Raw genomic sequence first — 23,647 nt, 5'->3', positions numbered from 1 at the left:
CTCCTGTTCTGAATCGCTAACCTTATCTTCGTTCGTCAGGAGAAAGATTTCCAGCCCCGCGAGGCTGGAAGGCTCTAACTAACAAATGCGCTAGAGGATATGCGCCTGTACATCCGGATCTTTACGATCAAGATAGTGGATCGACTGAATACGGCGGATGGTGCGTGATTTGCCGCGGATCAGCAGCGTTTCCGTCGTGGCGATATGGCCTTTTCGGCTAATTCCTTCCAGCAGATCGCCTTTCGTGATGCCGGTCGCGGAGAAAATAACGTTATCGCTACGCGCCATATCGCCCAGGCATAACGCCTTGCCCGCTTCAATGCCCATTGCTTTGCAGCGCGCCAGTTCCTGTTCGCCAATGCGGCGGTTTTCTTCGCTGTCGCCTTTCACATCATGGCGCGCCAGCAGACGCCCCTGCATATCGCCGTCCAGCGCGCGGATCACCGCTGCGGATACTACGCCTTCTGGTGCGCCGCCAATCCCGTACAGCACGTCGACTTCGCTATCCGGCATACAGGTCAGAATTGAGGCCGCGACGTCGCCGTCAGGAATGGCAAACACGCGTACGCCCAGTTTGGCCATCTCTTCGATGACCTCGTCATGACGCGGTTTTGCCAGAATGGTCACGGTCAGATCGCCAAGCGGTTTACCCAGCGCATCCGCGATGTTGCGCAGGTTATCCGCCAGCGGCAGATTGAGATCGATCGCCCCTTTGGCGCCCGGACCGACAATCAGTTTTTCCATATACATATCGGGCGCATTCAGGAAACAGCCTTTATCGCCGACCGCCAGCACCGCCAGCGCGTTCGCCTGACCCATCGCCGTCATGCGCGTGCCCTCAATCGGATCGACGGCGATATCTACCGCATCGCCGTGGCCGGTACCGACTTTCTCGCCGATATAGAGCATCGGGGCCTCGTCGATTTCGCCTTCGCCAATCACGATGGTGCCGTCAATGTTGACCTGGTTGAGCATGATACGCATGGCGTTGACCGCCGCGCCGTCCGCGGTATTTTTATCGCCGCGTCCCAGCCATTTGTAGCCAGCCAGCGCCGCCGCTTCGGTCACACGGGAAAATTCGATGGCAAGTTCTCGTCTCATAACAAACTCGTAGCAAAAAGGAGTGGCGCGCAGTGTAGCACAGGGGAAGGAGGGAATAATTGATGTGTGTGCGGAGTTGCCCCCGCACAAAGATTTTGCCGGATGGCGACCTTACTTGTCGTGATCTTCCCACGCCATTGCGCGTTTAACCGCTTTCTTCCAGCCGCTGTAACGGTAGTTACGCTCGGTGGTTTCAATACCGGGGCGGAATTCTCGCTCAATGACGGCTTTTTCCTGCAGCTCGTCCAGGTTCTGCCAGTAACCGACGGCCAGACCAGCCAGATAGGCGGCGCCCAGCGCGGTCACTTCGCGCACTTCCGGGCGTTCCACCCGCGTGCCGAGAATATCTGACTGGAACTGCATCAGGAAGTTGTTGGCCACTGCGCCGCCGTCCACACGCAGAGCGTGCAGGCGGATGCCGGAGTCGGCCTGCATCGCTTCCAGTACGTCGCGGGTCTGGTAAGCGATGGATTCGAGCGTCGCGCGGATAATGTGATTAGAGTTCACGCCGCGGGTCAGGCCAAAAATGGCGCCGCGGGCATACGGATCCCAGTACGGCGCGCCCAGACCGGTGAAGGCTGGAACCACGTAGACACCGTTGGTATCTTTCACTTTCGTGGCGAAATATTCGGAGTCGAACGCGTCGCTGATGAGCTTCATTTCATCACGCAGCCATTGAATGGACGCTCCCGCCATAAACACCGCGCCTTCCAGCGCATAGTTGACTTCGCCGCTTGGGCCGCAGGCGATGGTGGTCAGCAGGCCGTTTTCCGATTTTACCGCTTTCTCACCGGTGTTCATCAGCATAAAGCAGCCGGTGCCGTAGGTATTCTTTGCCATTCCTTCCTTTACGCACAGTTGACCGAATAGCGCGGCCTGCTGATCCCCGGCAATCCCGGCGATAGGAATACGTGTACCGCCTTTACCGCCAATATTGGTCTGGCCGTAGACTTCGGAGGACTTACGTACCTGGGGCAGCATCGCGCGTGGGATATCCAGCACGTCCAGCATCTTATCGTCCCAGTCCAAATCATGGATGTTGAACAGCATGGTTCGTGAGGCGTTGGTGTAATCCGTAACGTGGACGCGGCCCTGCGTCATCTTCCAGATAAGCCAGGTATCCACCGTACCGAACAGCAGCTCGCCACGCTTCGCGCGTTCGCGCGAACCTTCCACATGGTCAAGGATCCATTTCACTTTAGTGCCAGAGAAGTACGGGTCGACGACCAGACCGGTATTGTCGCGGATGTAATCTTCCATGCCGTCGCGTTTAAGCTGTTCGCAAATATCGGCGGTACGACGACACTGCCAGACAATAGCGTTGTATATCGGTTTGCCGGTTTCACGTTCCCAGACGATTGCGGTTTCACGTTGGTTGGTGATACCGATAGCGGCAATCTGATCGGAACTGATATCGGCCTTAGCCAGCACTTCTACCAGCGTTGAGCTTTGGGACGCCCAAATTTCCATCGGGTCGTGTTCTACCCAGCCTGGCTTAGGATAAATTTGCTCAAATTCACGCTGTGATACGCTGACGATATTCGCGTCATGATCCATAACGACCGCGCGGGAGCTGGTGGTACCCTGGTCGAGCGCAACGATATATTTTTTTTCAGTCATAATTTTGTCCCGTAATCAGATTACAGCGAAGCATTTTGTTGTGTGGTCGCGGTGGAGTCCTTCTCTTCCACGACGCAGGTATCGCACGGCAAATGACGGCCAATAAATTTGCGATAAGCAAACGCGCCCAGAATGGCGCCGACGATGGGGCCAAACAGCGGCACCAGGAAGTAAGGAATGTCTCTACCGCCGGTAAACGCAATTTCACCCCAACCGGCAAGCCCGGCGAACATTTTGGGGCCAAAGTCACGCGCCGGATTCATCGCAAACCCGGTCAACGGCCCCATAGAGGCACCGATAACGGCGATCAGTAAACCAATGAGCAGTGGCGCAAGCGGACCGCGAGGTACGCCGTTACCGTCGTCGGTCAGCGCCAGAATCAGCCCCATCAGAATAGCGGTAATCACCATTTCAACCGCGAAGGCCTGCACAAAATTGATATGAGGATTCGGGTAAGTTGAGAAAATGCCTGCGAGATCGAGACTTTCAACGCTGCCACGGACGATATGGTGGGTTTGTTCGAAGTCCACAAAAAGATTGTAATAAAGCCCGTAAACTAACGCCGCTGCGCAAAAGGCGCCGGCAACTTGAGAAATAATAAAAGGAACAACTTTACGTTTGTCGAAACAGGCAAATAGCCAGAGTGCGATGGTCACTGCCGGGTTCAGGTGTGCGCCAGAAACACCTGCCGTCAGGTAGATAGCCATCGCTACTCCCAGACCCCAGATGACGCTGATTTCCCACTGTCCAAAAGTAGCTCCGGCAACTTTAAGCGCAGCGACACAACCCACACCGAAAAAAATCAACAACCCGGTACCGAGGAATTCAGCAATGCACTGGCCTTTTAAGGTTGATGTTTGACTCATAATCGGATCCTGAAGAGTATGTAATGATTATTGGTATGCGAGGAAGTCATGGACATCCACGATGCCCTGTAGGCACACTGTTAATTTATCGTTAACGAGCAAAAACGAGAAATATCGAAATCAAAATGTGTGTACTGCGTCAATAAAATGAGCGTTATCGCGCCATGAGGCGCATTTTGAGACAGCAGAAGAGAGTGAATTGAATCATTTCATTAACCAATATGTTAACACTTTTAAGTTATTGAATGAATGTTACCAGGAGATGGATGAAAATTGCTGCAAACCGCGATCTACGCGGTATGTCGCTGGACAGCGAGAGCGGGGCTTCATACAATCGACACTATATATTGTGCGCGTTTACGTGAAGCGTCGCCTTGCAATTCAGGAGAGGTAAGATCATGTCTTTAGAAGTGTTTGAGAAACTGGAAGCAAAAGTACAGCAGGCGATTGACACCATCACCCTGTTACAGATGGAAATTGAAGAGCTGAAAGAAAAGAACAACAGCCTGACGCAGGAAGTGCAGTCTGCACAGCATCAGCGTGAAGAACTCGAGCGTGAAAATAATTCTCTGAAGGAACAGCAGAGCGGCTGGCAGGAACGTTTACAGGCGCTGCTTGGTCGTATGGAAGAAGTCTAATCCTCGTCATATTTCACGTTATGGCGGCGTTGGCTGCGTGCGTTCACCCCAGTCACATAGTGGCCTATGCTCCTGGGGATTCACTTACTTGCCGCCTTGCCCTGACGCGAAATCTATAGAGGATTTAGAATGCGGATACCGGTGGGCCGGATAAGGCGTAAGCTGCCATCCGGCAATCAGCGACAACGCATAAAAAAGGCGCCTTACGGCGCCTTTTTTGATCACTCGATATCAAGTGGGTCTTCGGAAAGGATAATCCCGGTGTTGTCGGCATAGAGATGATCGCCGGAGAAGAACGTCACGCCGCCGAAATTGACGCGCACATCGCTTTCCCCAATGCCTTCACCTGCGGCGCCAACCGGAATGGCGGCGATCGCCTGAATGCCGATATCCAGCTCTTCCAGATCGTCCACCTGACGCACCGCGCCATAGATAACCAGCCCTTCCCATTCATTTTGCGTGGCCAGACGCGCCAGCTCCGCATCGACTAATGCACGACGGACAGAACCGCCGCCATCGACCAGCAGAACCCGACCACGGCCATTTTGTTCGAGCAGATCGTACAGCAACCCGTTGTCCTCGAAACATTTTACCGTGATGATTTGTCCGCCAAACGACGACCGCCCTCCAAAATTAGAGAACAGCGGTTCCACGACGTTGACATCTTCCTGATAGATGTCACAAAGCTCGGAAGTATCGTATTTCATAGGCTTAACGTTCAGTTGCTGCGAGAATTTTTAGTATATCGCGCTAAGTATACTGTTGGCAAAATCATCAATTGTTAATTGATATTTGTCAGTTAAACGGCCCACTGACTTAAGAGTATCCCAATCACAAATAACAGGTTGGTTAACAACGCGCCTTTAACGGTACGTTCAAGCATCGGGCGCATTGCCGCAGGCTCCCTTTCGCGCATTACATAGCGCGCTTGTTTAATGAGCAATGGCGCGGCCAGAATAAACAACCATCCCCACGGACTGTGTAGCGAGAGCAGATTAAACAGCGCCAGACAGAGCAGCGCGCCTAGCAACAGGCAGGCGTGATAACGACGCGCGTTGACATCGCCCAGTCGTACTACAAGGGTGTTTTTGCCGTTCTCTCTGTCGCTATTAATATCGCGCAGGTTATTAATATTCAGCACCGCCGTCGCCAGTAAACCGCAGGCGGTGGCCGGGAGAATCAGCGCCGGAATCAGCGTATGCGCCTGGAGATACCAGCTCCCCATGACACTTAGCCAGCCAAAGAATACCAGGACAGAGATATCACCCAGCCCGATATAGCCGTAGGGCCGATTACCCACGGTGTAGGTGATGGCGGCGATAATCGACAGCCCGCCCAAAATCAGGAAGCCGACAAAATCGGTTAACGTATGGCACGCGACCGCCACCAGCGCCAGTCCGGAGATACAGATCAGCACGACGGTAATGATTAACGCCCGCTTCATCTCCTGCCGGGTGATGACGCCTTTTTGCATCCCCCGCAGCGGCCCGATGCGATCTGGTTTATCACTGCCTTTGACAGCGTCGCCGTAATCGTTGGCGAGGTTGGATAAAATTTGCAACAGCCCGGCGGTGATAAGGGCCAGCAGTGCGACCAGAGGATCGAAATAGCCTTGCCACCATGCCAGGGCCGTACCGACGATAATCGCTGCGAAGGCGAGGGGTAAGGTTTTGGGTCGTAAGCTTTCCAGCCAGGCCTGGGTGCGGCTAATTTGTTGTTGTTCAGTCATATTTAGCGCCAATAAAAATGGGGCTTTTCAGCCCCATCAACAGTGATGAAAATGCATTGGACGCGATTATAAGATAAAACGGCTTAGATCTTCATCTGCGACCAGCGCATCCAGATGTTTGCTCACATATTCCGCATCAATTGTGATGTTTTGGCCGTGCAGATCGCTGGCGTTATAGGAAATTTCTTCCATCAGACGCTCCAGTACGGTATGCAGACGGCGCGCGCCGATGTTTTCGGTGGTTTCGTTAACCTGCCAGGCGGCTTCGGCAATACGTTTAATACCGGAATCGGTGAACTCGATATTGACGCCTTCAGTTGCCATCAGCGCTTTATACTGCACGGTGACGGAGGCGTTTGGCTCGGTCAAAATGCGTTCGAAATCGCTGGTGGTCAGCGCCTGAAGTTCAACGCGAATCGGCAGACGGCCCTGCAGTTCCGGGATCAGATCAGACGGCTTCGCCACCTGGAACGCGCCAGAGGCGATAAACAGAATATGATCCGTTTTGACCATCCCGTGTTTGGTCGAAACCGTGCAGCCTTCTACCAGCGGCAGTAAGTCGCGCTGTACGCCTTCGCGTGAAACATCCGGGCCGGAGGTTTCGCCACGCTTACAAATTTTGTCAATTTCATCGATAAACACGATGCCGTGCTGTTCAACCGCGTCGATAGCGTCCTGTTTCAGCTCTTCCGGGTTGACCAGCTTAGCAGCTTCTTCTTCAACCAACAGTTTCATCGCGTCTTTAATTTTCAGCTTACGCGGTTTCTGTTTCTGACCGCCCAGGTTCTGGAACATAGACTGCAACTGGCTGGTCATCTCTTCCATGCCCGGAGGCGCCATAATCTCTACGCCCATCGGCGCGGCGGCGAGGTTAATCTCGATCTCTTTATCGTCGAGCTGGCCTTCGCGCAGTTTTTTGCGGAACGTTTGACGGGCGGCAGAAGGCTCCTGCTGCTGTTCGGCCTGGCCCCAGTTATTTTTTGCGGGTGGGATCAGTACGTCGAGAATACGCTCTTCCGCCAACTCTTCCGCACGATAGCGGTTTTTCTCGATAGCCTGTACGCGAACCATTTTCACTGCGGCATCGGTCAGATCGCGGATGATAGAGTCCACTTCTTTCCCGACATAGCCCACTTCGGTGAATTTGGTGGCTTCGACTTTAATGAACGGCGCGTTGGCGAGTTTTGCCAGACGACGGGCGATTTCGGTTTTACCGACGCCGGTCGGGCCAATCATCAGAATATTTTTCGGCGTTACTTCGTGGCGCAGCTCTTCATCAAGCTGCATACGACGCCAGCGGTTACGCAATGCAATCGCCACGGAACGCTTTGCGTTATCCTGGCCGATAATGTGTTTGTTCAGTTCGCTGACAATTTCGCGTGGGGTCATTTCAGACATGAGAGGTCCTTACGCTTTGGCGGTCAATTCTTCAATGGTGTGGAAATGGTTGGTGTAAATGCAGATATCGCCTGCAATATCCAACGCCTTTTCAGCAATTTCGCGCGCGCCGAGCTCGGTATTTTCCAACAGAGCGCGAGCGGCAGCCTGGGCATAAGGACCGCCGGAGCCGATAGCAATTAAATCGTTTTCAGGTTGCACGACATCGCCGTTACCCGTGATGATGAGCGAGGCGGTTTCATCCGCGACGGCCAGCAACGCTTCCAGTTTGCGTAGCATACGGTCGGTACGCCAGTCTTTCGCCAGTTCAACGGCGGCTTTGACCAGGTGCCCCTGATGCATTTCCAGTTTACGTTCAAACAGCTCGAACAGCGTGAATGCATCCGCAGTACCGCCCGCAAAGCCCGCAATGACCTTGTCGTTGTAGAGGCGGCGGACTTTCTTCACGTTGCCTTTCATTACTGTGTTACCCAGTGTGGCCTGACCATCACCGGCGATTACCACGTGGCCGTTACGGCGTACGCTTACTATTGTTGTCACGAGCAGACCCCTTGGTTACTAATGCTGAATTGCGGCCCCGTACGGCGTACGGGGCATAATGCAAGTATAGATGGGGGAGATTTTGAGGGTTTCAACCCCCGGTGGCGAGTCGAATGCAGTTTGTATGGCCCGCCATCTTCAGACGGTTAATGGTGCTGTCGGCATTTTCTTTACCTTTCACCGGCCCGATAACCACGCGATTCCAGCCGTTATTGGTGGTAATTTTGGAGTCAAAGCCTTCAAATGCCAGCTGAGCGCGGACGCTTTCTGCCTGCTCGGCGCCTTTGAATGAACCACATTGCACCATCCAGCGACGTTCATCTTTTTTCTCTGCTGTCGCCTTCGGCGCTTCAGGCGCGCGCGTAATTGGCGCGGCTTTTGGCGCTGCCGCGCTGGTATGCGCCGGCGTTTGCAGCAAATCCTGATAAGGTTGCTGCGAGGCCGTCTGCTTCGGCGGCTGACTTTGGCGCGCGGGTTGCGCCGGGGCGGACTGTACCGTGCGCGTTTGCGACTGTTCGTTTACCCGCGGCTGCGTACGTGGTTGCTGAACAGGCTGCGTTTGAGCCCACTGCTGCTGCTGCTGCTGCTGCTGCTGCTGCTGCTGCGCCTGACGCTGGCGCTGTAGCGTTTGCTGGCGTTGTTCTGGCGTCTGCTCGTTCCACGGCACTTCGTTAAGTTGCGTCGGCTGCTGACGCATATCCGCCTGCATCTGCTCCAGGAGTTGACGCTGTTCGCTGGTGAGCTGATTCGGATTCATGACTTCGCCGCCAGCGGACGGTTCCGTTGGCGTACGCACGCCCGGCTGGCGACTTTCCAGCTCTTTGATGTAACGCCAGCGCTCTTCCGGTTTTGGCGGAAGCCCATTGCCGGTGACTTTCTGGTTTTGTAGCGTTTCGGACTCTTCTTTCTTATGGTGAGTAATGAAGTACAGACCGCCGATAAAGGTCACAAGGACGGCTGCCGCAATCGCGACCATTGCCGGCGAGACGGCAGGCATGTTGCTTTGCTTCTTCCGTGAGTTCCGTGAGGTGCTCTTTTTGCGCCGCGAAGGAGCCGGTTGGCCGCGACGTACATAATCTCGTTGTGCCACTATCGTTTCGCTGTATTTATTCGTTCGTCAGCCCGTCATGTTACTGAAGCGGCGGGCCTTTGACCAGACAGGTGAGTCTTAAAGCTATTTACTTTAGGGTAAAGCGCGCGTAGAACCGCGAATAATCAGCTCGCAATCCATTAAACGCGAGCCGCTGCTCACATTTTGCCCCTGCATCTGATCGAGCAACAGCAGCATCGCCTCGCGACCAATGTCAAAACGCGGCTGCGCCACGGTTGTCAACGGAGGGTCGCAAAACTCGGCCAGCGCGATATTGTCAAAGCCGATAATCGACAGATCGTCAGGCACTTTCAGACCCTGGCGCTTGGCCCAGGAGAGGGCGCCCAGCGCCATTACGTCGCTATGACAAAAGACGGCGGTAGGCGGCAACGGTTGCTCAAGCAACTGCTTTAATGCGTTTGCCCCGGCTTCAAAGGTAAAGTCGCCACGGGCGATGTAATGCGGATCGACCACAATGCCACTGCGTCTTAATGCCTGTACGTAACCTTGTAAGCGATAGTGACAGAGCGGCATATCTTCCGGCCCCGCAATACAACCAATTCGCTTGTGGCCCAAATCCAACAGGTAATTCATGGCGTTGAACGCGGCGGTCAGGTTATCGATATGTACCGTCGGCAGTTCAAGCTCCGGCGCAAACTCATTCGACATCACCATCGGAGGCAAATTGCGCTGCTCCTCAACGCTGGCGTCAAAGGGCAGTCGGGAACTGAGAAGTACCATGCCGTCGATCTGTTTGGTGATGATGAGATTAAGAAAGGTTTTTTCTTTCTGGTTTTGATGGGCGCAATCGCCAATCAGCACCAGATACCCCTGTTCTGCCGCGGTCACTTCGATACCGCGGATAATTTCACTGAAGAAGGGATCGCAAATATCCGGGACAATCACCAGAATCGTACGGGATTCATTGCGTTTTACATTTCGCCCCATCGACTGCGGGAAATAACCCACTTCAAGCGCGGCCTGTTCAACCCGGCTACGGGTCGACTGGGAGACTTTATCGGGGTTCATTAACGCGCGGGATACGGTTGCCGTAGAGACTTTCGCCTTCAACGCAACATCCTTCATCGTAGCGGCAGTAACCTGCTTGTTCGATTTCACTCTTTCTCCTCGCCTGGGAACTGCTGGCGCAGATCTATCCCTGGTAACACTCATCGAAAACATTTTTATCAGATAGTGCGTGGAAGCGGTTACAGAATTTTCATAAAAAGTGTGATGGATCTTTAATTTTACGATCCGCCTCGCATCGTGAGGACTATCCTTCAATCGGATCGACGTCCAGAACCCATTTAACTTTCCGCGCTTCCGGGAGCGTATTGATCAACGCCAGCGTGCCGCTGATGATGTGTTGCAGGCGAATCCGTGAAGGATGCTGAAGTAAAATTTGCCAGCGATAGCGGCCGCCGCGTTTTGGCGCGAGGGCCGGAACCGGACCTAAGATCCACAGCTTATCGTCTGATAGCGGGCTGGCCTGAATCAGATTACGCAACTGCTGGAGAAAGACGGGCGCCTGCTGATTGTTGTGATCCTCTGCGCGAATAATGACGTGGCTGGTCCACGGCGGAAGCTGGAGCGTTTGCCGTTCCGCCAGCGCCTGTTCCGCAAACGCATCATAGCCTTTATACAGTAACGTTTGCAGCAGGGGATGCTCAGGATGGTGCGTTTGGAGCACCACTTCGCCCTGTTTGCCCGCGCGCCCGGCGCGGCCGGAAACCTGAGTGTAGAGCTGGGCGAAGCGTTCCGCCGAACGAAAATCTGCGGAAAAAAGCGCGCCATCGACGTCCAGCAACGCCACCAGCGTGACGTCCGGAAAGTGATGGCCTTTCGCCAGCATTTGTGTGCCTATCAGAATGCGCGCTCCGCCGCGGTGAACTTCCGCCAGATGCTGCTCCAGCGCGCCTTTACGACTGGTGGTATCACGGTCGATTCGTGAGATCGGCACGCCGGGGAAGAAGGGCGCCAGCACCTGCTCCAGCTGTTCCGTCCCTAACCCAACCGGTAGCATATGTGTGGAGCCGCAGGAGGGGCACTGACGCGGTACCGGACGTTGGCTGTCGCAGTGATGACAGCGTAAATGATGCTGCGCCTGGTGCAGCGTGTAGTAGTGATCGCAACGCGGGCACTCCGCAATCCAGCCGCAGTCGTGGCAAAGCAGCGCGGGCGCGAATCCCCGGCGGTTAAGAAATAAAATTACCTGATTGTCGGCCTGGAGATGTTGGCGCATACGGGCGATAAGGGCGGGCGCCAGTCCCGCCTGAAGACGCTGGCCTTTTAAATCCAGCACATGCTGCAGGGCTGGGCGGGCATTGCCTGCGCGCCGCGTCAGACGCAGCATCCGGTATTTTTTCTGCCGCACGTTGCATAGCGTTTCCAGGGCTGGGGTGGCGGAACCGAGAATAATCGGGATTTGCTCGCTATGGGCGCGATACACAGCCAAATCGCGGGCGTGGTAGCGCCACCCTTCCTGCTGTTTATAAGAACTGTCGTGCTCTTCGTCGATGACAATCACGCCAAGATTTTTAAACGGCGTAAACAGCGAGGAGCGCGTGCCGATGACAATCGCCGCTTCGCCGTTTTTCGCTTTCAGCCATGCCGAAAGACGCTCGCTGTCGTTTAGCCCGGAATGCAGCACTTCCACCGGCGCGTTAAAACGTTCGCGAAAACGGGCGATCGTTTGCGGCGTCAGGCCGATTTCCGGCACCATCACCAGCGCCTGTTTGCCCTGGGCGAGGACGTTTTCCAGCACGCTCAGATACACTTCGGTCTTGCCGGAACCGGTTACGCCTGCCAGCAACCAGGCGGAGAAACCGTCCGACGCGCTGTGAATCGCGCCGACTGCTGTCGCCTGTTCGGTATTCAGCCGCAGGCGCTCTCCTGCGACGGCGTAATGCTCCCGCCAGTCGGTAAACGCGGGCGTTTCACTGGCAAGCTCACAAAGCCCCTTACGCCGCAGCGTTTGCAGCGTGGCGTCAGTAAAATCAAGCTCGGCTACCTGATAGCGCCAGATCTTTCCTTGCCGCAGCGCCGCCAGTGCCTGTTGTTGTTTGGCGGAGCGTTTCAGGCTGTTGATGTCGACGGCTTGCCCCTCTTCGGTGGCGAACCAATACCATAGGGGCGCGTTGCTGGCTGGTTTTCCCTGACGCAGTAAAACCGGCAGAGCGTGAAACAGAACGTCGCCGAGGGGATGGTGGTAGTAATCCGCCGCCCAGAGGAGTAAGCGCCAGATGGAGGGAGAAAAGATTGGCTCGTTATCCAGGATTTCAATGACCGATTTTAATTCATCGAGCGGCAATTCGCTGTGGTCGCTAACCGAGACGACAATGCCCACGCGCTCTTGCTGCTTGCCGAACGGCACGCGCACGCGGCACCCGGCTTTGGCGACCCCGCCTTCCGGCAGCAGGTAATCAAAGGTTCGGGGAAGCGGAACGGGCAAGGCAACGTGCGCGACGGACATAGCATCTTCCTGACTTGAAATTTCGTCGGGTAGTATACACATTACGATAAGGGAGCGCGGATCAGTTTGCATACGGTGGTCAAATTCTGTATGATTCGCCGCCTTTGGTGCGTGTTGTGAGCATCAAACCCTTTACTATTAACTTCGCGTGGTGTCTGGCGTTAGGGCTGGAAGAGCGACGCGGCCTTACACTGAGGTTCCCCATGAAAAAAGGTATTCACCCGAATTACGTAGAAATTACTGCAACCTGTTCTTGCGGTAATGTTATCAAAACCCACTCTACCGTGGGTCACGACCTGAACCTGGACGTGTGCGGCAAATGCCACCCGTTCTTCACTGGTAAGCAGCGTGTTGTTGATACCGGTGGTCGTGTTGAGCGCTTCAACAAGCGCTTCAGCATCCCTGGCAGCAAATAAGTTACCGCCAGAAAAAAAAGCGCCGCAGGGCGCTTTTTTGTTATGGATGACCCGTCCTGAATAATAACGTTGACACATTTTATTTATATACAAAGGAAGATATGTCAATCTATTCCAGAACTAGCCAGTGGTAATAACGCTGCTTATTACTCGAACAACCTTTCTCGCCCGCCGATCTTGATATATTCCTAAAATTCACCGTACAACCATTTTTGATCTTTTGTATACCACCTGTTCCTTGTAGGGTTTTGCGCAACTATAACTCATAAGGATATAACAATAAGCGGAAAACCGGCGGCGCGTCAGGGTGACATGACCCCGGTGGGCGGTCCGATAGTCCAGGGGGCAGCGGGTGTGCTGATTGGCGCGCCGACGGACGTGGCCTGTTCGGTGTAGTCCTCTCTGAATATATAGGAGATAAATCAGAGGAGATTTTTGATACAGAGGAGACGAAAAAATGAAAGGAATAATTAAATTCATACTATTGTATTTTTATGTGTACTTTTCATTTTTCCTTATGTGTTTTGTGGGAGAATGGATTCTAAGAGGTATCTATTATTTCAGATTTTCGACATGGCCAAAAATTGATTTTAATATTAATGATATTTTTGCTCCTGTTTTCTTTTATGCCACTGGCGCATGGTTGCTATGCGTTGTTTATAGAATAAATGGATGGGATACAGGACGAAAGAAAAAGAAATAATTTATTTTAAAGTGAGTTATTAATTACACAATTTTAAAATAAAATCTGGAGAAGAAATTATCTTGAGAGCGTTCAGAATTATGTGTCACGTTAAAAATGCTACAGCGGCATCACATTCTTCAGTCGTCCTTCAACATAAATGGCTAACTGCGACAATGTCAAATTCTGACCTTCCAGCTGAAGAAACGGGTGGTCGATCTGAGTCTGGATAAGGCGAATGTCATAACTACAATACGTTTTAACCATTCAGGCGGAAGTTAGCTTCCGCCTGTTTTACTTTTACTATCTCGCTTTATTTTTTAAACATCTGCTCTGGATCGATAATCAGCGCCCGATAACCCAGCATACCGGCACGGTTACTGTGTACTTTTAGCTCCAGCATCACATCCTGAGTACCGTCTTTGACTTCATCCAGAACGGAAACGATCGGTTTTGTACCGCTCATTCCCGCTGTAGCCGAGTACATGAACATCGTTTTGGTTTCCGGGCGATATTCCGTGACGGAAGTAATAGCGCTGTACCAGTCAAAACCGCGCTCTTTACCATATTCCCACATTTGGGAAACCGTCATATTTTTTTCGTCAATTTGATATTCCACGCCGCGGGAATATTTCATTGATGGCATGGCCGGTTGTTCCATGCCGCGTGCATCGCCGTTATCAAAGGCGGTCACGACGGTTTTACCTCCGGTGCTTTTGGATGGCACTAACCAACCGGTATGTTGTGTCCATGTCCAGTCAAATCCACCGTCGCAGTGGTGCGCTTCGCAGGTTAGCGGTTTACCGTTGCTGTCTACGGGTTTCAGCACTTTTTTCGCCAGTTCGCCTTTCCAGCCGGATGGATCGGAAAGTATCCATTTCACTTTTTTATCGCGGCCAATTTTGATGATGGCAGACTGGTGGCGCGAGCTAATGATAATGCTGTCGTCGCGAGGATCGTAGCTGACGGAGTTAACATGCGCCCAGTTGCGGCCCGGGCCGGAGCCCGCGATATCGCCGAAGGGTTGTTTTGCAAGCTGCTCTTTGGTCATGACCTGACCGGAATGTTCGGCATCGACGCTCAAACATACCGCTCCCTGATCCATCGCCAGAATAACGTCGTCACGATAGGGGTCGAGGATTTTTGGCAGATCCCAGTAATCGACGGTATCGCCGTTCTGGTCAACTTCAAGAATATGATCACGCACCGTATTGATGGTGTATTTACCATTTAATGGATAATTTTCTTTTGCGACACGCAGCAGGTAGGTGCCTTTCGGCGTTTCGGTAATGGCGTGCGAAAAATCAATAAATCCTTTTGGCAGTCGTTTATCGGAAATAACGCGGCCTAAGAAATCATATTTAAAGTAACGTTGACCCTGGCCAAAAATAAGATTGCCATCGTTAACCTGATGGAAGCTCATCATGGAACCAAAGCGCGTTATATCATCCTGGTTACGGAATTTATCAATATTCATATAGCCGCGAACATCGCCATTCGTATCGCTAATCCAGTTGATACCGGTATAATCCCAGTTCGCCGCGCCGCCTGCGACATGCATAATGTGGCCGGCTCTTGGCATCCCTGTTATATGGTTAAAAAGATATAAGCGATTTTTAAGCGAGCTATCGACTTTAACCGGTTCTACTGTAGGAAGAACGGCAGTTTGCCCGGTAGTAGAGGGTAATGATACCGGTGCGGCGTAAATGGACCACGTATAAGTTTGTTTTTTACCTTCTTCAGTCCAGTCAACTTTAACCTTATTGACATAATCTGGATACAAGCCAAATACAGGTATGCCGTCATGGGTATTTATAGCCTGCGGGCCGACATCATAACTGATCGGGATACCTTTTTCCCCTTTCCCTAAAACGGTAACCTTCACGTTCTGTACATTATGATTGGCTTTATTAATGATTGCTGTTAATGGGAAAACGCCGCCGTAGGGGGCGACATCGACCATACCTAATGGCCCTTCATGGACTGGAATGACATCTGCTGATGCGACCATTGGCCTGTTTGGGTCTAAAACGCCTGAGGCCAAAACGCTGCCGCTCAAACACAGGCAGCATAATACAGGTAAGACTTTCCTTGTAAATAACATATTTATTTCCCCATTCGATATTATCGATAAAATGAATGTATATTAACCTTCTTATTTATCGGAGATGAAAAAACATTTAAAAAAGTAAAACAATCCGCGGAGGGGAATAATGATGTTGGTCACAAATATGAGGTGTCCATGGTCTTTTTAACAATACTCATCGTTATACTATTTGTTCAGTAAATATATGGCGGTGTATTATTATTCATGTACGCTTTGCTACGTGAAACATTAAATAAATATTGGAAGTTTAAATATAATAAAATTATATCGGTTATGGCATGTCGGGAATTTTTTGCAGGAAAATAACGAAGAGAAACTTATCATGTCTGACAAATTCATCCACCGAGGGCTATTCGGGAAGATGAACGGTTAGAAAAATGTCGGAGATAGCCGTGTACAGGGGGAATCGTTAAAAAAGCGCGGCCAGAGGCGTTCTGACCGCATGCTTTGCTATCAGTATTCCCACGTTTCCGGGTCAATCCCCATCTCACGCATGATCTCTTTTGCCGCTTCCGGGATTTCATCGCTGCGCTCTTTTCGCAGATCGGCATCATCCGGCAAGGGTTGCCCGGTAAAGGCGTGCAGAAATGCTTCACACAACAGCTCGCTGTTGGTGGCGTGGCGCAGGTTGTTCACCTGACGACGCGTACGTTCATCGGTGAGGATTTTTAACACCTTCAGAGGAATGGAAACCGTAATTTTTTTGACTTGCTCACTCTTCTTACCGTGCTCAGCGTATGGGCTGATATATTCGCCGCTCCATTCAGCCATGAGATACTTAATCCTCTTCGTCATTAATATTGAGGTCTGAACCTGAGCCCGGACCATAATCGCGCGTAGTTTACCGTAGTGGCGCGGCCCTGACACGAAGTTAGCGGTCGCAGATGTGCGCTAATGCATATAATTTTAACGGCTATTTGCGGTTTGCTCAATCTATACGCAAAGAAGTTTAGATGTCCAGATGTATTGACGTCTATCGTGGTAGTGGTTAATCTGTGGCCTGACTTTCACCGACTCAGCCAGGAATATCTTCATATGACGCGTAAACAGGCCACTATCGCAGTGCGTAGCGGATTAAACGACGACGAGCAATACGGCTGCGTTGTGCCGCCGATCCATCTCTCCAGCACCTATAACTTTACCGGTTTCAATGAGCCGCGCGCGCATGATTATTCCCGCCGCGGTAATCCCACGCGTGATGTTGTTCAGCGCGCATTAGCGGAACTGGAAGGCGGCGCGGGCGCGGTATTGACGAATACCGGCATGTCGGCGATTCATCTGGTCACCACCGTTTTCCTCAAGCCGGGCGATCTGCTGGTCGCGCCGCATGATTGCTATGGTGGCAGTTATCGTCTGTTTGACAGTCTGGCGACACGCGGCTGTTATCGTGTGCGGTTTGTCGATCAGGGCGATGAACGCGCCTTACAGGCGGCGCTGGAAGAAAAACCGAAGCTGGTACTGGTAGAAAGTCCAAGTAATCCATTGTTACGCGTGGTGGATATTGCGAAAATCTGTCGGCTGGCGCGCGAGGCGGGCGCAGTGAGCGTCGTTGATAACACGTTTTTAAGCCCGGCGCTGCAAAATCCGCTGGCGTTGGGTGCCGATCTGGTGTTGCATTCATGCACGAAATATCTCAACGGTCATTCGGATGTCGTGGCCGGCGTGGTGATTGCCAAAGATCCGGAAATGGTCACTGAACTGGCGTGGTGGGCGAATAATATTGGCGTGACCGGCGGGGCGTTTGATAGCTATCTGCTGCTGCGCGGTTTGCGAACTCTGGTGCCGCGTATGGAGCTGGCGCAGCGCAACGCGCAGGCGATTGTGAAATATCTGCAAACCCAGCCGTTGGTGAAAAAACTGTATCACCCGTCGCTGCCGGAAAATCAGGGGCATGAAATTGCCGCGCGCCAGCAAAAAGGCTTTGGCGCAATGTTGAGTTTTGAACTGGATGGGGATGAGGAGACGCTGCGTCGTTTTCTGGGCGGGCTGTCGCTGTTTACGCTGGCGGAATCTTTAGGGGGAGTGGAAAGTTTGATCTCTCACGCCGCCACCATGACGCATGCCGGTATGTCGCCGCAGGCGCGTGCCGCCGCCGGGATCTCCGAAACGCTACTGCGTATCTCCACCGGTATTGAAGATGGCGAAGATTTAATTGCCGACCTGGAAAATGGCTTCCGGGCTGCAAACAAGGGGTAAACATGAGTGTGATTGCGCAGGCAGGGGCGAAAGGTCGTCAACTGCATAAATTTGGCGGCAGTAGTCTGGCGGATGTGAAGTGTTACCTGCGTGTCGCAGGCATTATGGCGGAGTATTCGCAGCCTGACGATATGATGGTAGTGTCCGCCGCAGGCAGTACCACCAACCAGTTGATTAGCTGGCTCAAGTTAAGCCAGACCGATCGCCTTTCTGCGCATCAGGTATTACAGACGTTACGCCGCTACCAGTGCGATCTGATTAGCGGGCTGCTTCCCGCCGACGCGGCAGATGACTTAACCAGCGCTTTTATCAGCGATCTGGAACGTCTTGCCGCCTTGCTCGACGGCGGCGTAACGGATGCCGTCTATGCCGAGATCGTCGGACACGGCGAAATTTGGTCGGCGAGATTGATGTCCGCCGTCCTGAATCAGCAGGGGCTGGATGCCGCCTGGCTGGACGCGCGCTCATTTTTACGCGCCGAACGCGCCGCACAGCCGCAGGTTGATGAAGGGCTATCTTATCCTTTATTGCAACAGCTACTGGCGCAGCATCCTGGCAAACGTCTGGTCGTGACCGGCTTTATCAGCCGCAATCACGACGGCGAAACGGTCCTGTTAGGCCGGAACGGTTCCGACTATTCCGCCACGCAAATCGGCGCGCTGGCGGGCGTTTCCCGCGTGACCATCTGGAGCGATGTCGCGGGCGTTTATAGCGCCGACCCGCGCAAAGTGAAAGATGCCTGCCTGCTGCCGTTGCTGCGTCTGGACGAAGCCAGCGAGCTGGCGCGTCTGGCGGCGCCTGTTCTGCACGCCCGCACGCTACAGCCAGTGTCCGGCAGCGATATCGATTTGCAGTTGCGCTGTAGCTACACGCCGGATCAAGGGTCAACCCGAATTGAACGAGTGCTGGCTTCCGGGACGGGCGCGCGTATCGTGACCAGTCACGATGATATCTGTCTGATTGAGTTTCAGGTGCCTGCCAGCCAGGATTTCAGGCTGGCGCATAAAGAGCTCGACCACATTTTAAAACGGGCGCAGGCGCGTCCGCTGGCAGTGGGCGTGCATCGCGATCGCCAGCTATTGCAGTTCTGCTATACCGCCGAGGTAGCGGATAGCGTACTGAAACTCCTCGACGATGTCGGGCTGCCGGGCGAATTGCGCCTGCGGCAGGGGCTGGCGCTGGTGGCGATGGTCGGTGCGGGCGTTACTCGCAATCCGCTACACTGCCATCGCTTCTGGCAGCAGCTTAAAGGTCAGCCAGTGGAATTTACCTGGCAGTCAGAGGAGGGCATCAGTCTGGTGGCGGTCCTGCGTACCGGCCCAACTGAGAGCCTGATTCAGGGGCTGCATCAGTCGGTTTTCCGCGCCGAAAAACGCATTGGCCTGATGCTGTTCGGTAAGGGGAACATCGGCTCCCGTTGGCTGGAACTGTTTGCCCGTGAACAAAGCACGCTTTCCGCGCGTACTGGTTTTGAATTTGTGCTGGCGGGCGTGGTGGATAGCCGCCGTAGCCTGCTGAATTATGAAGGGCTGGATGCCAGCCGCGCGCTGGCATTCTTTGATGATGAAGCCGTTGAGCAGGACGAAGAGTCGCTATTCCTGTGGATGCGTGCGCATCCGTATGATGATTTAGTGGTGCTGGATGTGACAGCAAGCGAGCAACTGGCCGATCAGTACCTTGATTTCGCCAGCCACGGTTTTCATGTGATTAGCGCCAATAAACTGGCGGGCGCAAGCGCCAGCGATAAGTATCGCCAGATTCATGACGCGTTTGAAAAAACCGGGCGTTACTGGCTGTATAACGCCACCGTGGGCGCGGGGTTGCCGATCAACCACACGGTGCGGGATCTGATTGACAGCGGCGATACGATTCTCTCGATCAGCGGGATCTTCTCCGGGACGCTATCCTGGCTGTTCCTGCAATTTGACGGTACGGTGCCGTTTACCGATCTGGTGGATCAGGCCTGGCAGCAGGGGCTGACCGAACCCGATCCGCGCGTCGATCTTTCCGGAAAAGATGTCATGCGTAAGCTGGTGATTCTGGCGCGCGAGGCGGGATACGACATCGAGCCGGATCAGGTGCGTGTAGAATCGTTGGTGCCGGCGCATTGTGAAGAAGGGTCTATCGATCACTTTTTCGAAAACGGCGACGCGCTGAATGAACAGATGGTGCAGCGTCTGGAGGCAGCCCGCGAACTGGGGCTGGTGTTGCGTTACGTGGCGCGTTTCGACGCCAATGGCAAAGCGCGCGTCGGCGTTGAAGCGGTGCGTCCGGAGCATCCGCTGGCGGCGCTGCTGCCGTGCGATAATGTCTTTGCTATTGAAAGCCGCTGGTATCGCGATAACCCGCTGGTGATCCGTGGGCCGGGCGCGGGTCGCGATGTGACCGCCGGGGCGATTCAGTCGGATATCAACCGCCTGGCGCAGTTGCTGTAATAAAGGCAAGTTCGTGAGCGAAGCGCCGGGTTGCGCTTCGCTCCCTCATCAATACGTTATGCAGTCATTCTGTAGATACTGATATACGAAGCGCTATCCGATTGCTGACGAAACATTATGGCGTGATGCTTTTTACATTCTCAACCCGGACATCCATCCGGGGGTAAGGAATATTGATGCCGTTTTCATCCATTGCTTCCTTGATATTTTCCAGAAGATCGTAGTAAGTACTCCAGTACTGAGCGTTGGGCACCCATACGCGAACATAGAAATTCAGGCTAGAGGGCGCAAGTTCGCCCAGGCGGACCGTAATATCGCGGGTTTTATCAATGCGATGATCTTGTTCAATAATACGATGTATAACGCTTTTTACGTCAGCAATACGGCTTTGGTAATCCACGCCAATAATCAGATCAATACGTCGATAGGGGTGTCGTGAATAGTTGATAATATTATCAGCAATAATTTTACCATTCGGGATGACAACTTCTTTGCTATCCGCAGTGAGCAGAGTGGTGGAGAAAATATGGACCTTTTCTACTGTGCCGATAACCAGGCCAATTTGTACAATTTCCCCGGCGCGGAAAGGGCGCAGGGAGACAAGCAGTACGCCTGCGGCAAAGTTGGAAAGTGACCCTTGCAACGCCAGGCCAATGGCTAAACCCGCCGCGCCGATAACGGCAATAATTGAGGAGGTTTCTATACCGACACGGCCAAGAGCGGCTACTGCCGTGAAAGCTATTGTGATGTAGCGAACCAGCGCGGAGAAAAAGTGGACAATAGTGGCATCCACTTGCCGCCTGAGAAGTAATTTTTCCAGCCCCCTCGATAGTAAGCGAGCTATTAACTTACCGATGAAAAGTAGAATGATGGCGGCAACAACATTCCAGCCAAAATGAATTACCGAGTCACTGTGCTCGGCCATCCATTTGATCGCGCCTTTAATTTTTGGAAATAACTCAAAACCTTCCATGTTTATCCTCTGTCAGCAGTATCCGCGGTATTAGCGGTAATAAAACGGTTCATTTTTGCCTGGATAATCGCCGCGCCGACGGGTGGCAGCAGTAACGCCCAGAATAGTGTCCAGCCGGTTCGTATTCCGCCATCTTCGTTTTTATTCGCCAGCAGAGCGCGGATTTCGTCGCTAAGCGTCAGACACAATATGGCTGTGCCAAACGGCATAATGGCTGACAGCCATCCCGCGCCACATGCGGTCATGAGTCGGGGCGAAGGCGCCACAAATTGCATTTCCCGGTGAATTCTGAAGAACCAATAAATAATATAAAATGGAATGAAAAAGGCCAATAATGCGACGACAAGGGGTTCTGCGCACTCAGGTCGCTGGGTTGATGAGAACCTTTTGGGCGGTGCAATATAGAAAAGTTCTTTTTTGAGCGGTAATAGTAGCAAAAGCGCGATAACCGCTAAAGTAATTACGATTATTCCTATATAAGGAATTGAGTATATAAATATAGACAGACAGCTAGCGATGATAAATTTGAACAGTAAGCAGAGGCTAAATAAAATAACAAATGTCTGTGTACTGCCGATAGCGCTGAAAAGCAGCATGGGGACTAACAGCGTTACGATCCCCACACCCAGACTAATTAAAAACTGCGCTATGATAAGCCTGACTACGTCAGACGGGCCATTTACGCAGAAGGAACAGACCACGCTAATGATTAACAGGAGCGCAACAAAGTAGAAGGGGTAACAATTTTTTATACGGCAGACAAACCAGCTGGCAACCATACCCAGGAGGTATCCCAGTTGGCCGCAAACGAGAATAACACCAATACGATCGGCTGGAATAGACAGTGATTTACTCCAAAAATAAACACCATACGACGATCCCAGCGAACTGATAAAAGAGAGCACCAAAAAGAAAAAAGTGATCCCCCAGAATCGATAGCTACTCAGGAGATCGGCGCAGGTCCATTTTTTATCTGACATTGACGGTAAAGTAATTTCCATATTTATCCCTTGTTTTCCATAGAAAATAAGAATGTATAGAACTATTTAAATTGATAATAAATATTGATTATGTGAATAACGTTTATAGCCGATTTTAACTTAAAACGAAGGGCCATTTTATCAAATAGTTCTATTCTTTTTCAGCGTATAAAAGCAGGATGTGAGGTGATTAAATCTATAGCGCCTTCTGAATGATAATCTGTGATTTTTTATGCATGGCATTACATCATTGGGTTAAATGTGATTCCATTGTGAGTTATATTTTTCCGTCAGCAAATACAGAATTTGCGTGACGCGTTTGGCGGAATAGTGGGCGCTTTGCTGGAATTCAGGTTGTTGCCATAGCCAGGTAACAAAGCGGCGACTGGCCGCCAGATTAACGGCGACACCTTGTTCTAAGTGGGAACCAGTTAACGAACAGACCATTTTGCGGTTGTGACCTTGCCCCCAGAGTTGCCACTGATTTTGCCACCATCCCTGCCATGTTTTGCCTAACAGTTGCCACTCTGCGCGGCAATCGTCATCGTTTATCTCTTCCTCAACGAACCACAGCGAGGAGAGACGCTGGCGAAACCGCTCCGCCCATGCCGTAATGACCGCGCCGCGCAAAAAACACTCATGGGCAATGATGTGTGTCGTGACATCAGGAAAGCGGTTTTTCAGCACCCGAAAATGACCATGCGCCGTAATGACCGGGCGAAGTATTGTTCCTTGCGCGTTACGTTTAAGCGCCGCCGGGCCATACTGAATCTCATCGAACTGACTGCGCTGTAAAAATTGCCGTTCTTTAATGGCGATACGGTGAATAATATCGCCATCCTCACCCTCGGGCGGCGCAATTCCTTTCCAGTGGTAATGCAAACTCTTTCCGGCAGAAAGTAACGTGAAATTGCTGGAAAGGTGAAGAACATTGCCGCGAACAGCGTCAAAACTGAATAAAAAGTACAATTGTTGGAAGGCATTCGCTCCCTGAAACGGTACGAGCAGCGAAATACTGCAAATCTGTTCCGGCGTTTCGGCGACATTCAGCGCGTGCTGTTTTGGCGTCCAGACTTTCTTACAGTACTGGCACTGAAGTCGCTGCGTTCCGCCGGGATTACGTCCATAGCGAATCCATGTTTTTTGATAGCAGTCGGGACAAAAGTGACCATGCTCTTTGGCATACTGCGCGATATAAGCAGACGCCCAGCGGCGAAATTCCCCCTCGTTGAAGAGCGGCGGATAACTGCCGCAGGCTCGACAATGCAATGCCGGATAACCCAGGCGATAGTCCGGCCACACATAATCCGGCGAGTCAGGCAGCCCAAGATTGCGACAACCAGCGCTTTTGCAGGCATTAATGGTGAACAGAGGCGGCATACATTTTACCAACGATTTTGGCAG

At 52.5% G+C, this 23,647-nt stretch carries 19 protein-coding genes and 1 pseudogene; 5 read left to right on the top strand and 15 right to left on the bottom strand.

Going from position 1 to position 23,647, the window contains the following annotated elements; translation table 11 throughout:
- Positions 1-90: 90 nt before the first annotated feature.
- The 3 genes from glpX to ABVN44_RS19935 form a co-directional block, all read right to left on the bottom strand.
- Complete coding sequence (glpX, locus tag ABVN44_RS19945) at positions 91-1,101, bottom strand: class II fructose-bisphosphatase (protein WP_023232486.1); 1,011 nt, start codon at positions 1,099-1,101, stop codon at positions 91-93.
- Between the two features lie 111 nt (positions 1,102-1,212).
- Complete coding sequence (gene glpK / locus ABVN44_RS19940) at positions 1,213-2,721, bottom strand: glycerol kinase GlpK (RefSeq protein WP_000136811.1); 1,509 nt, start codon at positions 2,719-2,721, stop codon at positions 1,213-1,215.
- A gap of 20 nt (positions 2,722-2,741) precedes the next feature.
- Positions 2,742-3,587 carry an MIP/aquaporin family protein gene (locus tag ABVN44_RS19935; protein ID WP_000084285.1) on the bottom strand — a complete coding sequence of 282 codons (846 nt, stop codon included), beginning with the start codon at positions 3,585-3,587 and terminating at the stop codon, positions 2,742-2,744.
- Between the two features lie 398 nt (positions 3,588-3,985).
- Between ABVN44_RS19935 and zapB the strand changes: the two genes are divergently transcribed.
- Entirely contained in the window at positions 3,986-4,225 is a 240-nt protein-coding gene (gene zapB / locus ABVN44_RS19930; protein WP_000051370.1) for a septal ring assembly protein ZapB, read from the top strand.
- Between the two features lie 221 nt (positions 4,226-4,446).
- Here zapB and rraA read toward each other — a convergent pair whose 3' ends face one another.
- The 7 genes from rraA to priA form a co-directional block, all read right to left on the bottom strand.
- On the bottom strand, positions 4,447-4,932 hold the full coding sequence (gene rraA / locus ABVN44_RS19925; protein ID WP_000872918.1) for a ribonuclease E activity regulator RraA: 486 nt from the start codon (positions 4,930-4,932) through the stop codon (positions 4,447-4,449).
- 92 nt (positions 4,933-5,024) lie between these two features.
- Positions 5,025-5,954: a 1,4-dihydroxy-2-naphthoate polyprenyltransferase gene (gene menA / locus ABVN44_RS19920; RefSeq protein WP_000139639.1), complete on the bottom strand. Its 930-nt coding sequence runs from the start codon at positions 5,952-5,954 to the stop codon at positions 5,025-5,027.
- Positions 5,955-6,020: 66 nt separating this feature from the next.
- Entirely contained in the window at positions 6,021-7,352 is a 1,332-nt protein-coding gene (gene hslU, locus ABVN44_RS19915) for an HslU--HslV peptidase ATPase subunit (protein WP_001293360.1), read from the bottom strand.
- A gap of 9 nt (positions 7,353-7,361) precedes the next feature.
- Complete coding sequence (gene hslV / locus ABVN44_RS19910) at positions 7,362-7,892, bottom strand: ATP-dependent protease subunit HslV (protein ID WP_000208240.1); 531 nt, start codon at positions 7,890-7,892, stop codon at positions 7,362-7,364.
- 91 nt (positions 7,893-7,983) lie between these two features.
- Positions 7,984-8,982, bottom strand: coding sequence for a cell division protein FtsN (gene ftsN / locus ABVN44_RS19905; protein ID WP_023232485.1), 999 nt, complete (start codon positions 8,980-8,982; stop codon positions 7,984-7,986).
- Between the two features lie 93 nt (positions 8,983-9,075).
- Complete coding sequence (cytR, locus tag ABVN44_RS19900; RefSeq protein WP_000841337.1) at positions 9,076-10,101, bottom strand: DNA-binding transcriptional regulator CytR; 1,026 nt, start codon at positions 10,099-10,101, stop codon at positions 9,076-9,078.
- 154 nt (positions 10,102-10,255) lie between these two features.
- Positions 10,256-12,454: a primosomal protein N' gene (priA, locus tag ABVN44_RS19895; RefSeq protein WP_000109392.1), complete on the bottom strand. Its 2,199-nt coding sequence runs from the start codon at positions 12,452-12,454 to the stop codon at positions 10,256-10,258.
- Positions 12,455-12,657: 203 nt separating this feature from the next.
- Here priA and rpmE point away from each other — a divergent pair, with 203 nt between their 5' ends.
- Complete coding sequence (gene rpmE / locus ABVN44_RS19890) at positions 12,658-12,870, top strand: 50S ribosomal protein L31 (RefSeq protein ID WP_000715284.1); 213 nt, start codon at positions 12,658-12,660, stop codon at positions 12,868-12,870.
- A 279-nt stretch (positions 12,871-13,149) separates the two neighbouring features.
- Positions 13,150-13,263 (top strand): annotated as a pseudogene (locus ABVN44_RS19885) (hypothetical protein); the annotation flags it as partial.
- Positions 13,264-13,865: 602 nt separating this feature from the next.
- Here ABVN44_RS19885 and ABVN44_RS19880 read toward each other — a convergent pair.
- Together ABVN44_RS19880 and metJ are read right to left on the bottom strand one after the other, a co-directional pair.
- A complete protein-coding gene (locus tag ABVN44_RS19880) occupies positions 13,866-15,656 on the bottom strand; it encodes an aryl-sulfate sulfotransferase (RefSeq protein WP_000899644.1) in 1,791 nt (596 codons plus the stop codon).
- Positions 15,657-16,112: 456 nt separating this feature from the next.
- Entirely contained in the window at positions 16,113-16,430 is a 318-nt protein-coding gene (metJ, locus tag ABVN44_RS19875; RefSeq protein WP_000852811.1) for a met regulon transcriptional regulator MetJ, read from the bottom strand.
- A gap of 264 nt (positions 16,431-16,694) precedes the next feature.
- Here metJ and metB point away from each other — a divergent pair, with 264 nt between their 5' ends.
- Both metB and ABVN44_RS19865 read left to right on the top strand, forming a co-directional pair.
- Entirely contained in the window at positions 16,695-17,855 is a 1,161-nt protein-coding gene (gene metB / locus ABVN44_RS19870) for a cystathionine gamma-synthase (RefSeq protein WP_000197213.1), read from the top strand.
- Positions 17,856-17,857: 2 nt separating this feature from the next.
- On the top strand, positions 17,858-20,290 hold the full coding sequence (locus ABVN44_RS19865; protein WP_063054233.1) for a bifunctional aspartate kinase/homoserine dehydrogenase II: 2,433 nt from the start codon (positions 17,858-17,860) through the stop codon (positions 20,288-20,290).
- A 115-nt stretch (positions 20,291-20,405) separates the two neighbouring features.
- Here the strand turns inward: ABVN44_RS19865 and mscS are convergent, their stop codons facing one another.
- The 3 genes from mscS to ABVN44_RS19850 all read right to left on the bottom strand — a co-directional run bounded on the left by mscS (position 20,406) and on the right by ABVN44_RS19850 (position 23,623).
- Positions 20,406-21,263 (bottom strand): small-conductance mechanosensitive channel MscS, encoded by an 858-nt coding sequence (mscS, locus tag ABVN44_RS19860; protein ID WP_000398251.1) that lies wholly within the window; start codon positions 21,261-21,263, stop codon positions 20,406-20,408.
- Positions 21,264-21,265: 2 nt separating this feature from the next.
- Positions 21,266-22,264 carry a hypothetical protein gene (locus tag ABVN44_RS19855; protein ID WP_023232484.1) on the bottom strand — a complete coding sequence of 333 codons (999 nt, stop codon included), beginning with the start codon at positions 22,262-22,264 and terminating at the stop codon, positions 21,266-21,268.
- Positions 22,265-22,498: 234 nt separating this feature from the next.
- Positions 22,499-23,623 (bottom strand): hypothetical protein, encoded by a 1,125-nt coding sequence (locus ABVN44_RS19850; RefSeq protein WP_023232483.1) that lies wholly within the window; start codon positions 23,621-23,623, stop codon positions 22,499-22,501.
- Between the last annotated feature and the right edge of the window lie 24 nt (positions 23,624-23,647).

The sequence above is a fragment of the Salmonella sp. SJTUF15570 genome, from assembly GCF_043357055.1.
Classification (GTDB): Bacteria; Pseudomonadota; Gammaproteobacteria; order Enterobacterales; family Enterobacteriaceae; genus Salmonella; species Salmonella enterica.
Note: the sequence above shows the minus strand (reverse complement) of the source record. Positions and strands in the feature narration are given on the sequence as shown.